Consider the following 14,084-nt stretch of genomic DNA (forward strand, 5'->3'; position numbering starts at 1 on the left):
ACTGGTTGGTTTTGCAAGCGCAGTTTTTTCTTTTGACGTTTTACTTATACAGGGATTAATCCGCAGGTCTGACCGCCATGCCCGGCTGTAAATCTGCCTTTGTGCTACTTTTTAAATTTAGCAGCAAGGTCAGAAGAACTCCATATACAAAGTTTGAAATGCCAACTTCAAAACCGTGGCCCAGCCGTACATAAGAAGGCATGAGATCACTTGGTGGTATCAATGGAGCTATGCCACCAAGGATAGCAAAAGTAATACCTATTAATATGCCTTTTTTTACTGCCGAAATGTTTAGGGTATGAAGCATTAATAGCGCTATGCCAATAAATATAAATCCTCTTATAAATAGTTGGGTGTTAATCAAAATATCAAAGGGAGGGATCTTACCTTCATAAAACTGTAGTAATTGAGGGTATACAAGGGTTAAAACAAATCCCGCAATAATATAAAGAAAGAGGTATAAAATATCGGCTACAAGAATTCTCCAGATCCAGCTTATAAGAGATCTTTTTGAAAAATTCACCGCTTGCTTCGCTGTTTTGTTTCTGAATATATAAACATAGAGCGGGGCAAATGTTAACGAAATAAGAAATCCTCTTATTAATTCAACAGCAGTTTCCTGGCGGGAACTGACATTAAAAATATAGGCTTCTATAAGAAGATTAAAGTGACCAATCATGAAATAGATAAGAAAAACGGAAATACCTAGCCGTATTCCACTCAGACTGGATGACATTATGTAATAACCCAGCAGAAGTGCGACCAGGAAATTAGACAATATTCCCCAAAATAAATTAGCAATGGCTGAGGTTTGGCCAAGGATCATGTTAAAAAGTGTGTATAGCGCTGTCAGCAACAGTGCTCCTAAAATTGATTTTGCGAATAAATTAGTTTTCATTTTTCTGTTTTTTTAAGTCTGAGATCGTTTTCACACACCATTTTAAGGTAGTTGTGTAGGAGTCTATTCCATGCTCAAAAGCCAATCTGGCATTCAAGGGCATGGTATTAAATTGACTTTTATGGTATTCTTTAAGCGATTTTATATATTTTTTCAGTACATCTTGAAAAGAGCTTAGAAATTCTAGCTGTAATTCTCTATTAAGTAAGTTTTCCATAAAAGCAAATCGAAGTAGAAGGTCATTCAGGTTTTTGGCTATATCTGTAACTTCTATGGGCTTTAAAAGCCATTCTTTAAGGATAGATTCTCCTTCTTCGGTACAATGAAACTTGCTTTTTTTTGTGTCGTTTATGGTTGCGTTTACAACCAGTCCCAGTTCTTGCAATCTTTTAAGGGCCGGATAAATGACTCCCGGACTGCTGCTGTAATTCCCTAAAGCAGTAGTTTCAAAAGCTTTCCGGATACCATAGCCTGTTTGTGGCTGTTGGTTTACCAGACCAAGGATAGCATAATCCAGTGAAGTGGGTTTTCTTGTTGTTTTCATAATAATACGAATCGTACTATAAAAATAATACGTTTCGTATTATTTACCAAATAATTTTCTAAAAAAACTATTCTTTTTAAAACAACACATAATTTAAATGGAAATATTCCAATAAATAGGAAATAATCCATAAATTAGCTATTCTTTTAATCAGATAGTTATGCAAAAGACCATTCTTCACCTGGATCTGGATACTTTTTTTGTATCCGTAGAGCGGCTCATTAATTCTGAGCTGCAAAACAAACCCCTGCTGGTGGGTGGCACAAGTGATAGGGGAGTGGTAGCTGCATGCAGCTACGAAACCCGGGGTTTTGGTGTACATTCCGGGATGCCCATGAAAATGGCACGGGAACTTTGCCCTGAAGCCATTGTCATCCGTGGTAATGCGGGCACTTATAGCAAGCACTCCGATCTGGTAACCGAAATCATCAAAGAACAGGTCCCCCTTTTTGAGAAATCGAGCATAGATGAATTCTACGCAGACCTCTCCGGGATGGATCGTTTTTTTGGCTGCTACCACTACGCTTCTGAATTGCGGAAAATGATCATTAAAGAAACCGGGCTACCTATTTCCTTCGGGCTTTCTGTAAACAAAGTAGTCTCTAAAGTAGCCACCAATGAAGCCAAACCCAACAACCAGCTGAAAGTAGATTTTGGCTATGAAAAACCTTTTCTGGCCCCACTCTCTATCAAAAAAATCCCTATGGTTGGCGATAAAACCTACCAGACACTGAGAAACCTGGGGCTCAGAAAAGTAAAAACCGTACAGGAAATGCCTATAGACCTTATGCGACGCGTACTTGGGGCAAATGGCGCTGTCATCTGGAAACGGGCCAACGGGGTAGACAATACCCCTGTGATTCCCTTCTCGGACCGTAAGTCTATTTCCACAGAACGCACTTTTGACCGCGATACCATAGATGTTAGTAAACTAAAGGGCATCCTTATCGCCATGACAGAGAACCTGGCCTACCAGCTCCGCAGGGGCGAAAAACTTACTGCCTGCATTGCTGTTAAGATCAGGTATTCAGATTTTAATACCTATTCCAAACAGCTTCGTATTCCCTACACCAGCGCAGACCATATTCTGATCCCAAAAATCCTGGAGCTGTTCAGAGTCCTGTATAACAGGCGTTTGCTGGTGAGGCTTATAGGTATCCGCTTCAGTCATCTGGTGCCGGGAAATTACCAGATAAACCTGTTTGAAGATACCGAAGAAGCCCTGAACCTCTATGCTGCAATGGATAACATCCGGGAACGCTTTGGTGATAAAAGCGTGCTGAGAGCCTCCGGCCTGGGTGCAAAAACCATTGGAAGAATGCACAACCCCTTTAATGGTCAACCACCCATAGTGCTGGCACATAGAAAGCAGTAAAATCCACCTTTGCTCTTGCAGGCTATGGTAGATAAAAATGGAATTAAAAAACCCTTATCCGCAGAATAGTGCATGAAAGCTCCGAAATCAGGAGCTGAGGAAGGAAGCGACGCGGAGTTTCAGGCGTGGTTTTTCAATTTGTGAATTGAAAAAATTCCTTGGATAAGGCGCCCTTTTCTTTGCTTCGTTTCTTTTGGACGAACAAAAGAAATGAAGAGAACATAAAGAAAGTGAAGAACTAAAACAATAACAAATCGAATACCAACACCTATGTATCTCAACTGTCACACATACTACAGCCTTCGATACGGGACTTTTTCCGAAGTAGCCCTCTTGGAACTTGCCCGGGAAAACCAGGTGACCCAACTGGCCCTTACAGATATCAACAATACCTCCGCAGGCCTTAATTTTGTTCGTAAAGCGACTGAATACAACATAAAACCTATTTTAGGGATCGATTTCAGAAACGGGGCAGACCAATGCTTTGTGGGCATTGCCAAAAACAATGATGGCTATCAGGAACTAAACGCCTTCCTCTCTGCCTGCCTCCACGAAGAAAAAGAAATCCCCCAAAGAGCCCCGAAGTTTAAACACGCTTTTATCATCTACCCCTTTGAAAAAGTATTGCTCAACGACCAGACCGATTTCCGGGAACAGGAGTTTATAGGAATTTCCATAAAAGATCTCCGGCGGCTCCCCTTCTCCAGGTTGGTGGAAAAAAAAGACAAATTGGTAGTATTGCAACCCGTTACGTTCAGGAATAAACGCGACTTTAATGCGCACCGTTTGTTACGGGCAATAGACAAGAATGTGCTGCTGAGCAAGCTTCCAAAAGAGGAGGAGGCCGACGAGGACGAAAAAATGTTTCCTATTCAGAACCTGGCCATGGCCTTTGCAGAATTTCCTTTTATTCTTGAAAACACAGAATGGCTCATGAATTCCTGCAGCATCCATTTTGATTTTTCCAAAAACCGCATCCCTCAAAATTTGCAGACCTACCTGGGGAGCAAAGAAGAAGACGAAAAACTCCTGGAGCAATTGTGCCGGGACGGGCTCCCTTACCGATACCCCGAGGTTGACCAGCCTGTACTGGAGCGTCTGGAAAAGGAGCTGGGACTGATAAAAGAGAAGAACTTTGTTTCCTATTTTTTAATCAATTGGGATATTGTTTCGAAGGCCCGTAAAAAAGGGTTTTTCTATGTGGGGCGGGGTAGTGGCGCCAACAGCATTGTGGCTTATTTGCTGCGAATTACCGATGTAGACCCTATAGAACTCGACCTGTATTTTGAGCGCTTCATTAATCTCTACCGTGCCAATCCGCCCGATTTTGATATTGATTTTTCATGGAGGGACCGGGAAGAGATTACTCAGTATATTTTTGATCGCTTTGACCATGTCTGCCTATTGGGCACCTATGTCACATTTAAACATAAAGGCATTGTACGCGAATTGGGAAAAGTCTTTGGTCTGCCAAAGGCAGAAATTGATGTTTTAAGCGACGGACACTACCAGCTTTCCCAACTAGATGGGGTATCGCTGCTTGTGTTAAAATACGGACAGTTAATAAAAGGCTTCCCCAACTACCTGAGCATCCATGCGGGGGGGATCTTAATTACCCAAAGGCCCATCCACTATTTTTCAGCTACGCATTTACCCCCAAAGGGCTTTGCCACTGCCATGTTTGATATGGTTATTGCTGAAGATGTAGGCCTTTACAAATTTGACATTTTAGGCCAGCGGGGCCTGGCAAAGATCAAGGAAACCCTGCAGATCCTTCAGTTAAATAGGCCTGAAAAGTTTCATGAAATAGACATCCATAATATCAAAAGCTTTAAAGAGGACCCACGCATTAACCAACTGATAAAAACCGCCCAGTGCATGGGGTGTTTTTACGTAGAATCCCCTGCTATGCGGATGTTGCTAAAAAAGCTGGAGGTAGATAATTATTTGGGACTGGTAGCAGCCAGTTCCATTATCCGCCCCGGGGTGGCCAAGAGTGGAATGATGCGCGAATACATTCTGCGGCATCGTCAAAAGGGCAGGGCAGAGGAAAAGGGCCACCCGGTAATGCTAAACATCATGCCTGAGACCTATGGCATTATGGTCTACCAGGAAGATGTCATAAAAGTGGCCCACTATTTTGCCGGACTTACCCTTGGTGAGGCCGATGTGCTGCGAAGAGGGATGAGCGGAAAATTTCGTTCGCGGGAAGAGTTCCAGAAGGTGCAGGATAAGTTTATGGACAACTGCCGTAAAAAGGGGTATGAAGAAAAGCTGATCTCCGAGATCTGGCACCAGGTAGCCAGTTTTGCCGGCTATGCTTTTGCCAAGGGGCATTCAGCTTCTTATGCCGTGGAGAGTTACCAGACCCTGTTTTTAAGGGCTTATTACCCTCTGGAATATCTGGTGGCAGTGCTTAACAATGGGGGCGGTTTTTACCGTTCCGAGTTTTATGTGCACGAAGCCCGTATGATGGGGGCTACTATACATGCACCCTGTATTAACAAGAGCTTTGCGGTAAACTGTATTTATGGGACAGACATTTATCTGGGCTATATGTATTTAAAAGAACTGGAGAGCCGGGTAATGGAACGTATTTTAAAAGAGCGGCAGCTGCATGGGGTCTTTACTTCTTTGGAAGATTTTTTAGATCGGGTACCTATTTCCATAGAGCAGCTGGGTATCCTTATACGCATAAACGCGTTCCGGTTTACAAAAATCAACAAACACAAACTGTTGTGGGAGGCGCATTTATTTCTTTCCAAGGGCACTATTGTGGACCATCCCAAACTGTTTCCACCCACCCATCAGAAGTTTAAGATTCCACGCCTGCATACTACAGACCTGGAGATGGCCTTTACCCAATTGGAACTCCTTGGATTCTGCCTGTGTTCTCCTTTTCATTTGTTAAAGGAGCCCCCTAAAAATACAAATGGCAGCAGGGATTTGGAGCGGTATCTAAACAGGAATATAGATATCTATGGCTATTTGGTTACCGTTAAGAACACGAATACACATAACGGCAAACGCATGCATTTTGCTACTTGTGTAGACCAGCATGGGGAGGTTTTTGACACGGTGCTTTTTCCCCCGGTAGCTGCCAAATACTATTTTAGGGGCAGGGGTATTTATAGGTTCTACGGCAAGGTGGTAAGTGAGTTTGGCTTCTTAAGTATAGAGACCATAAAGATGCAAAAACAGGAGGTGATCCAGGATCCCAGGTATGCGGATATGAAGACCGCCAATAAAAAGCGTTTGACAGCACCTGAGAAATAAGCGTAGTATTTTTTGAGAATTGGATATAATATGTATTTTTAATCAAAACTCCAGATGCTTCATAAAATAACGCCCTTTAAGTATGTCTATATCGTAGCGGTAATAATTACCCTAATAAATTCAGTTTTCTTTATTGGCGCAGGGATTGCCAGAAGTATAAAAGGTTACAAGGCTTTTTTTAAAAAGGATTTTTTTATATCTGAAGGGCATCATCCGGGACTATATTTACTGGAAGCCCTGGATTCTTTTATGATCTCTTTGGTTTTTATGATTTTTGGGCTGGGAATAGCCCGATTGTTTATTTTTGATAAGACCGAAGGAAAGAAGTTGCCCCAATGGCTAAATGTTAGCAGTCTGGATGAACTAAAAACAATGTTGTGGAAAACCATTTTATTTGCCCTTGTAACTTTTGCAGTTACAGACTTTTTAAAAGAGCCTGATGCCAGTTGGGATGCCCTAATACTTCCAATAATTATTTTTATTCTATCGGCTTCCTTTTTTTTAATTCACAAGCCAAAATAGGTTGAAGGATTTAAGTTTCGGTAATTTTAATAAAAACCAAAATGAAAGCAGACCTTATTTAAGCCAACAATTGATCCGTACACTAAATCACAAAGAACAGCAGGTAGCCCATAAAATCCGTACCGTTTTTCAGGCTTCCTATGCCATTGAGGCAAAACTGTTAAACGCGATAGATTTTCCGCCTTTAAAAAGAACTTTGGTAGAATTTTTAGATAGTAAAAATGAGTTTTATGGTTTCTATAAAGGAAAAAACTTGGCAGGGGTCGTTGAGGTGAAAACAGAAACAAACAACACTCATATCCAAAGCCTGGTAGTCCACCCCGCATATTTCAGAAAGGGAATAGGTAGCGCCCTTGTACAATTTGTATTAGACAATTACAATACCAATACTTTTACTGTAGAAACCGGCCTGGCCAATGAACCGGCCAAAGATTTGTACTATGGTTTTCATTTTAGAAAAGTCAAAGAATATAATACAGAACAAGGGATAAACAAAATTGCTTTTTTAATGCAAAGAGCTTAGTCCGTTAGTAGTTTTCCTTATTTACAAAGAATACTTAGCTGTAACATATTGAGTGAGTTGTTATCTTTTATTGAAACAACTATCCATGAATACTACAAAAAACGGCTACTTTTTTAAGAAACTCAAGTTCTTACTTATCCTAACCAGTTTTACTTTTGCGACAAGTTGGCTTCCTTTTATAAGGGGAATTGCTGACGGCGAATCCTACCAATGGGGCGCCAGTCTTTTTGGAAACGTATTTTACGGCAAGGGCATTTCCGGAGACTTTTACTATGTAGTCCTAAATGTAATTATAGGTCTGATGCTTATGTACTCCTTTTACTGGATAAAAAACAGAATAGCGTTTTACCTTTTATTGATTTTATGGTATGGAAGTATGATTGCAAATTCTTTTTTCGAGGTCTTCGCAGGAGAAGGCTACATGTTCCATGGAGACACCCTTAATATTCATTTAGATCTTTCCTTTATTGTCATCCCCCTAATGATCGTAGTGGGGACTTTCGTGGTATATGTTATCCTGGAAGACCGTAAATATTCCTTTGTGGCTAAGGGAACCAAAAAAAACAAGTTCTGGGCAATGCTTTTACTGACTCCGATCCCTTTGCAGGCAGTACTATTTTCTATGGGAGAGCCTCATGGACTTACAGATAAGATAGGTGTAATTATTGCATTACTTCAAGTGGCCCTTGCCTGGACAGCTTTTAAGGCGTATGATGTAATGGGACAGTAAGAAGTATTCGTCTAACGGTTCAAATTTTAAAGCTTTGACAATTTTAATTATTTCTTAGAAGGCCTGGGTATAATCCCTGTCCTTTTTCCCCATTCCAGCCACATTTGAGCCATTGTCTTAACCATTTCCGGATTAGTAGCCGCTATATCATGCATTTCTGTCCGGTCTTTTTCTATGTCAAAAAGTTCCCAGTCTTTTAATTCCAACTCAGCTGTTTTATCCCAGAGATAAGAATTTTTCTTGCTCGCTTTAGAAATCAACTTCCACTTTCCCATTCTAACCGCACGGTTGCCTTCATGCTCCCAATAAATGGCCTCTCGCTCCAGGTCATTTCCTTCCATTGCGGGCACTAAACTTGTCCCTTCCATTGGATAAATGGTATTTCCGTTGTAACTGGCGGGGTATTGCTGTCCACTTATATCCATACAGGTTGCCATAATGTCTATCAGATGCGCAGGGTTTTCTCTTAATTCACCGCCCTTTTTAATTTTTGCCGGCCAATGTACAATTAGAGGGGTAGCAATACCACCTTCATGCACCCAATGTTTGTACTCTCTAAATGGGGTATTACTGGCATTTGCCCAATTAAGGCCATATGCAGTATAACCATCTGCTGGGCCTGGCCATCCTTCTTTCATTATTTTAACGGGCTTCCCTTCGCGACTGGTAAAAGGGATCATTTCCGTTTGCACATCATCCTGAGCCAGAGCCACTATATCCTCACTATTCGGGCGTTTTTTTATCCAATCTAATTCTTCGGCGCATGCCCCATTGTCCTGTAAATAAAATATTACGGTATTCTCTAATTGCCCTTTGGCCTCCAGTGCATCCACCACCCGGCCAATTCCTTTATCCATTAATGTGGTCATTGCCGCATAGGTTTCCATATTTGCAAGCTCCCAGGCTTTGTCGGGTACATTCTCCGACCAGGGTTGCACAAAAGAATCCCTGGGGCTTAATTCCCATTCTTCATTCGCTAACCCCATCTTCTTCATCCTTTTAAAACGAGCTTTTCTCATTTCGTCCCAACCCTTGTCATATTTCCCTTTGTACGCAGCAATAGCTTTCGAAGGTGCCTGCAACGGCCAATGTGGTGCGGGATATGATAAATAGAGAAAAAAGGGAGAATCCCTTCTATGTTCTTCTATACATTTTACGGCATAATCTGTAAAGACTGTGGTGCTATAAAAATCTTCTGACGGAGGCACATAGTCATTTTCTTCTGCCAAAGAACGAGGATCGTAATGGCTGCCCGCACCAGAGATCATGCCATAAAACTTATCAAAACCTCTTTGCCTTGGCCAGTTACTTTTATCCGGCTTATCTATGACGTATGGGGTAATATGCCATTTTCCAGACATATAGGTAGAATAGCCCCCTCTTTTTAAAGCCTCGGCAATGGTTACCGCATTGTTGCTCAAATCTCCCCTGAATGCTGGCATTCCCCTGTCATATACCATATGGCCTATTCCTGCCTGTTGCGGGTATAAACCGGTAAGCAATGAGGCACGGCTGGGGCAGCAGCGAGCCCCGTTATAAAATTGAGTGAATCGCAAACCATTTCCTGCCAGTTGGTCCAGCACTGGGGTATTAATTTCACCTCCGTAACAACCAATATCTGAATATCCCATATCGTCTGCCAGGATCAGAATAATATTTGGAGGAAGTTGTTTTTTGGGCTCTTCTTTAGGAAGTTCACAGCTTTGAAAAATAATAAGGCATATCAAAATCACAAGAAAAGGAGAAACTGTATCCTTCATTGAGTGGAAATCTTGTTTAACCAAACTGCCATTTCCCCATTTCCCCTATGTGCCCAGGCATAATAAGGGATGGCGGTAATCGATGGACTTGTTATTTTGCCTACGCCACCAAGTAATTCCTGCTCATATTTATAGGTAAAAACTTCGTCAGACGGCACTTGTGAATTCAGTATTCCATCGGGATTATCTGCTTCTTCAGCACAAAAAACCAGGGGTCCCCGTTCCAGGGCCATCTTACCTTTATTTGCGGATACAAGTTCATTGCTTTCCACTTTACGAACGGGCATTTCAAAGGAAATAGTTATTTTATCGTTGTTTTGCCAGTTTTGTTTTTCCAGAGTTATGTAACCATCTTCTATAAAAGGATTCACATTTTTACCGTTTACCTTTACGGATATCGCTGGTGTGTGTTCATCTGTATAACTATAAAGATCACCATCCATGACTTCATTTCGTACCCATCCGGGAACTCTTAAGTTAAAAACGGCAGCAACAGTTGGTGTATTTAAGACTTCCATTTCAATCTTACCATCCCAGGGGTATTTTGTAGTCTGGCTTAGATGCAGGGTTTGGTTTCCAAGGGCAATCTCAGCCCTATTACTCATATAAAGGTTAACGAATACTTCATTCTCTTTAGTGGCATAGATATAACCCGGAAGCGAAGGTAAAATGCGAACAACATTTACCGGACAGCAAGAACAATCAAACCAGGGCGATCTGCCGCAAACCCCCTGGTTAAATTTGGTAAACCCATCGGCCTCAAGAGGATTTGGATAAAAGAATGTATTGCCTTCAAAAGAAACCCCGGATAGAAAACCATTATAAAGGGTCCGCTCAAAAAGGTCCATATATTTCACCTCTCCGCTTTTGAGAAACATACGTTGATTCCATAACATTAGCGCAATTGCGGCGCAGGTTTCGGTATATGCAGTTGCATTGGGAAGTTCATAATTGGGACCAAAGCCTTCGTGCCTGGGTTCTGCGCCAATTCCCCCGGTTAGGTAAATTTTTTGGTGTACGATATTATTCCAAATGTTGTGGAGCGCTTCATCATAAGCGCTCTCTCCTGTCAGGGCGGCAACATCTGTAGCTGCTGCATAGAAATATCCTGCCCTTACGGCATGCCCGACAGCTTCTTTTTGTAGCGGAAGCGGCACATGGTCCTGCTGATATTTTCCGGCATATTTCCCCTCGATGGTATTATGACCTTCTGCGTTGCCCCGCTGATCTATAAAAAATTTGGCAAGGTCCAGATACTTTTTTTCCCCTGTAACTCGGTACAGCTTTACCAATCCAAGTTCAATTTCCTGATGGCCGGGAACCCCCATGTTTTTACCCGGTCCAAATACATGTTCCACCAGGTCGGCATTTTTAAGGGCGACATCCAGTAAGGTCCTTTCCCCAGTTGCCTGGTAATGTGCAACTGCTGCTTCATACAGATGTCCCACATTATACAATTCGTGATAGGTTTGGAGATTGGTCCATCTTTTTGTCCCCCCGCCATCCGCGGCCTTTTCCGGGTCTATTGAACGGTTTGTATAAAGATAGCCATCTTCTTCCTGGGCTGCCGCTATTTTGGCAATCAAATCGTCCAGATAGGATTTGAGCTCGGGATCATCATGTACCTGCAGTGAATAACTGGCTCCTTCAATTACCTTGAAAACATCAGAATCATTAAAATAGATGCCTTCAAATTCTCCCTCTTCCAGCCCTCCGGCAATAGCAAAATTTCGAATCCTACCTGTTTCCTCACATTTTTTAAAATTATAAGGTAGCGTTACCTGCCGATTGGTTTCCAGACGGGGAGTCCAGAATTGATCCTCTATTTGAACCGAAGTAAAGGGCACGGGCTGAATGGGGTAATCCAGAATAGTATTATGGACAGGTCTAAAAACAGTTTTAGGTTCTTTTTCCTGACAGGAAACGGAGAGTAAAAGTCCGCCAAAGCAAAGACCCTTAAAAAATAAAGAAGTCAGGCGGAGATTCGCAGATTTTCTAAGGTAAGGTTTACTAGTTATCCTCGTCCATGCTAAAAAAAGATGAATAATGTTATTTTTCATGTTTTGGTTAATTTCAGGAATAACCTAAAGCAGAACCTTTAGCCTCTTTTTTTGTTTTTCACATAAATTAGTTTATGCCTGCTTTTTGGGCTTTCTCTTTGCTCTATTTCAAATTTACCAAGGGATTTAATTAAAGGTGTCAATTTTTGAAAACCGTAATTCCTTGGATCAAAATTCGGTTGTTTCTTTTGCAACAAACTGCCAACATCTCCCAAAAAGGCCCATCCGTCATCGTCTGATGTGTCGTCAATGGTTGTTGCAATTAATTTGATTTCCTTGGGAGTTATTTTGTCTACACTATCCTTGGTTGTAGTTTTTTCACTTTCAGATACGGCCTCCTTAGATTGGTTTTTCAGGATTTCAATATATATAAATTTGTCGCATGCGACTATAAACGGATTTGGCGTCTTTTTTTCTCCAATTCCAATCACTTGCATTCCTGCTTCCCTTAGCCGTGTGGCTAAGCGGGTAAAGTCGCTGTCACTGGAAACCAGGCAGAATCCATGAACTTTTCCGGAATACAGGATATCCATTGCATCGATAATCATCGCTGAATCTGTGGCGTTCTTTCCGGTGGTATAACCATATTGCTGTATAGGAGTAATCGCGTTCTCAAGGAGAAGATTTTTCCATTTGGTCAAACGAGGTTTGGTCCAGTCACCATAAATCCTTTTTATAGTGGGATTACCATATTTTGCTATTTCTTCCATCATCTCTGTTACATAAGCTGACGGAATATTATCACCGTCGATTAGCACGGCTAAATTTGAATTCATATTATAATATTTTATTTAAAAGTTTGTGGTTTGTATTTTCTTGCCCGAAGATAATGATTCTATATTCAGGGGAAGGCAATTGGTTTGATCTCCTGAGAATTCTAATCATCAACAGCAATTAAATTGGGTCTTTTGTCTAAATGCCCGGTAATCTGCTCATAGGCCAAAGCAAACTCCAGTACTTTTTTATCGTCTCCAAATTTACCCATGACTTGCATGCCCATAGGCCTGTCCTTTGTATCAAAACCAACCGGGACATTAACTGCGGGGATACCACCCATGCTACCCAAAATAACGACTTCCATCCATCGGTGATAGGTGTCCATTTCTCGTCCGTTTATTTCTTTAGGCCAATGGATCTCTTTAGGAAACGGGAATACCTGTGCGGTAGGTAAAACAAGGAAATCATATTCACCAAACATTCTGTCTAATTCCGAGTACCAGTTTGTGCGAATTATGTTTGCCTTCTCTGCATCTTGCTCATTATAATTCAGGCCTTGTTCAATTTCCCAGATCAACTCAGGTTTGAGAAGTTCTCGCGTATTGGGATCCTCATAGTAGTCCAGCATATTCATACGCCCGTAATGACGCAGTGTAGTCCAGCTCTCCCATAAATCTGACATGGTGAAACCAGACTGCATGGATTCAACCAGAGCGCCTGCACCGGCTACTTCTGCAAGACTGGCTTCGCATAATTCTATTATTCCAGGCTCCATGGCCAGATAATTATCCAGATTACCCATCCATCCAATTTTGATCTTGTCAAGAGTCAGGGGTTTCAAATCGTTAAAAACAGGGTTGAGAGCCATTGTCTGTAATAGATTTATCGTGTCACGGGTATTGCGACCCATTGGTCCTGAGGTCCAGAGAAGCCGATTTTTAGCATCCCCCTCCTCCATTACAACGGTTGTACTCGGTCTGAAACCTATCACATTATTAAAGGCACCGGGATTTCTTAGGGAACCCATCATGTCACCGCCATCAGCTACCGGAAGCATATGAGTACCAAGCCCACATGCCGCACCACCACTACTGCCTCCAGAGGTGAGTGCCGGATTGCAAGCACTTCCCGTCGTACCAAATACAGGGTTGTAACATTGAGAACCCAGGCCAAACTCCGGCGTATTGGTCTTACCAATAAAGATGGCTCCCTGACTTCGAATTTTGGTCACAAAGGAACTATCTTCTTCAGCTATTCGACTAGCAAACATAGGTGATCCGCTCGTGTATCTCAGGCCTGCCACCGGAGTCAAATCCTTTACCGCATGTGGCATTCCATGCATCCAGCCCCAATATTCATTTCTGGCCAGTGCCTGGTCTGCTTGCAGTGCCTGTTTCAACAGCTCATCGTCGCTGACCATACTCACAATGGCATTATATATGGGATTGTAGCGATGTATGCGATCCAGATAGGCCTGCATCACCTCCACGCAACTTGCCTGTTTTGTCCGTATGGCGAGTGAGAGGTCAGAGGCGCTTAAATTGGTCAAATCCGAAGGAAGATTTGCTGCAAACAGCCTGCTGGCAGAAGGAAAGGGTAAGGATAGTAAAGTGCTGCAGGCTGCCGTATTCTTTATAAATTGTCTTCGTTTCATAGTGATTTATGAGTATATTAAATTA

Annotated in this window: 11 protein-coding genes; 5 read left to right on the top strand and 6 right to left on the bottom strand. The window is 42.0% G+C overall.

Annotation, left to right across the window (positions count from 1 at the left end; all coding sequences use genetic code 11):
- Positions 1–55: 55 nt before the first annotated feature.
- A complete protein-coding gene (locus G504_RS0112540; protein WP_019670533.1) occupies positions 56–898 on the bottom strand; it encodes a hypothetical protein in 843 nt (280 codons plus the stop codon).
- The gene (locus G504_RS0112545) at positions 888–1,442 is read right to left on the bottom strand and encodes a PadR family transcriptional regulator (protein ID WP_019670534.1); all 555 of its coding nucleotides are present in this window, start codon (positions 1,440–1,442) and stop codon (positions 888–890) included. The genes G504_RS0112540 and G504_RS0112545 overlap by 11 nt, the downstream gene beginning before the upstream one ends.
- Positions 1,443–1,602: 160 nt before the next feature.
- Here G504_RS0112545 and G504_RS0112550 point away from each other — a divergent pair, with 160 nt between their 5' ends.
- The 5 genes from G504_RS0112550 to G504_RS0112570 all read left to right on the top strand — a co-directional run bounded on the left by G504_RS0112550 (position 1,603) and on the right by G504_RS0112570 (position 7,868).
- Positions 1,603–2,817, top strand: coding sequence for a DNA polymerase Y family protein (locus tag G504_RS0112550; protein ID WP_019670536.1), 1,215 nt, complete (start codon positions 1,603–1,605; stop codon positions 2,815–2,817).
- A gap of 270 nt (positions 2,818–3,087) precedes the next feature.
- Positions 3,088–6,093, top strand: a complete 3,006-nt coding sequence (locus G504_RS0112555; protein ID WP_026348559.1) for a DNA polymerase III subunit alpha — start codon at positions 3,088–3,090, stop codon at positions 6,091–6,093.
- A 54-nt stretch (positions 6,094–6,147) separates the two neighbouring features.
- Positions 6,148–6,615, top strand: coding sequence for a YqhA family protein (locus tag G504_RS0112560; protein ID WP_019670538.1), 468 nt, complete (start codon positions 6,148–6,150; stop codon positions 6,613–6,615).
- A gap of 1 nt (position 6,616) precedes the next feature.
- On the top strand, positions 6,617–7,138 hold the full coding sequence (locus G504_RS0112565) for a GNAT family N-acetyltransferase (RefSeq protein WP_019670539.1): 522 nt from the start codon (positions 6,617–6,619) through the stop codon (positions 7,136–7,138).
- A gap of 85 nt (positions 7,139–7,223) precedes the next feature.
- Positions 7,224–7,868 (top strand): hypothetical protein, encoded by a 645-nt coding sequence (locus G504_RS0112570; RefSeq protein WP_019670540.1) that lies wholly within the window; start codon positions 7,224–7,226, stop codon positions 7,866–7,868.
- Positions 7,869–7,915: 47 nt separating this feature from the next.
- Here G504_RS0112570 and G504_RS0112575 read toward each other — a convergent pair whose 3' ends face one another.
- The 4 genes from G504_RS0112575 to G504_RS0112590 form a co-directional block, all read right to left on the bottom strand.
- Positions 7,916–9,628: an arylsulfatase gene (locus G504_RS0112575; protein ID WP_019670541.1), complete on the bottom strand. Its 1,713-nt coding sequence runs from the start codon at positions 9,626–9,628 to the stop codon at positions 7,916–7,918.
- Positions 9,625–11,688, bottom strand: a complete 2,064-nt coding sequence (locus G504_RS0112580) for a glycoside hydrolase family 127 protein (RefSeq protein WP_019670542.1) — start codon at positions 11,686–11,688, stop codon at positions 9,625–9,627. The genes G504_RS0112575 and G504_RS0112580 overlap by 4 nt, the downstream gene beginning before the upstream one ends.
- 38 nt (positions 11,689–11,726) lie before the next feature.
- Positions 11,727–12,464 carry an NYN domain-containing protein gene (locus G504_RS0112585; protein WP_019670543.1) on the bottom strand — a complete coding sequence of 246 codons (738 nt, stop codon included), beginning with the start codon at positions 12,462–12,464 and terminating at the stop codon, positions 11,727–11,729.
- Between the two features lie 101 nt (positions 12,465–12,565).
- Positions 12,566–14,059, bottom strand: a complete 1,494-nt coding sequence (locus G504_RS0112590; protein WP_019670544.1) for an amidase — start codon at positions 14,057–14,059, stop codon at positions 12,566–12,568.
- Positions 14,060–14,084: the final 25 nt, after the last annotated feature.

Origin of the sequence: Eudoraea adriatica DSM 19308, assembly GCF_000382125.1 — a bacterium.
Classification (GTDB): Bacteria; Bacteroidota; Bacteroidia; order Flavobacteriales; family Flavobacteriaceae; genus Eudoraea; species Eudoraea adriatica.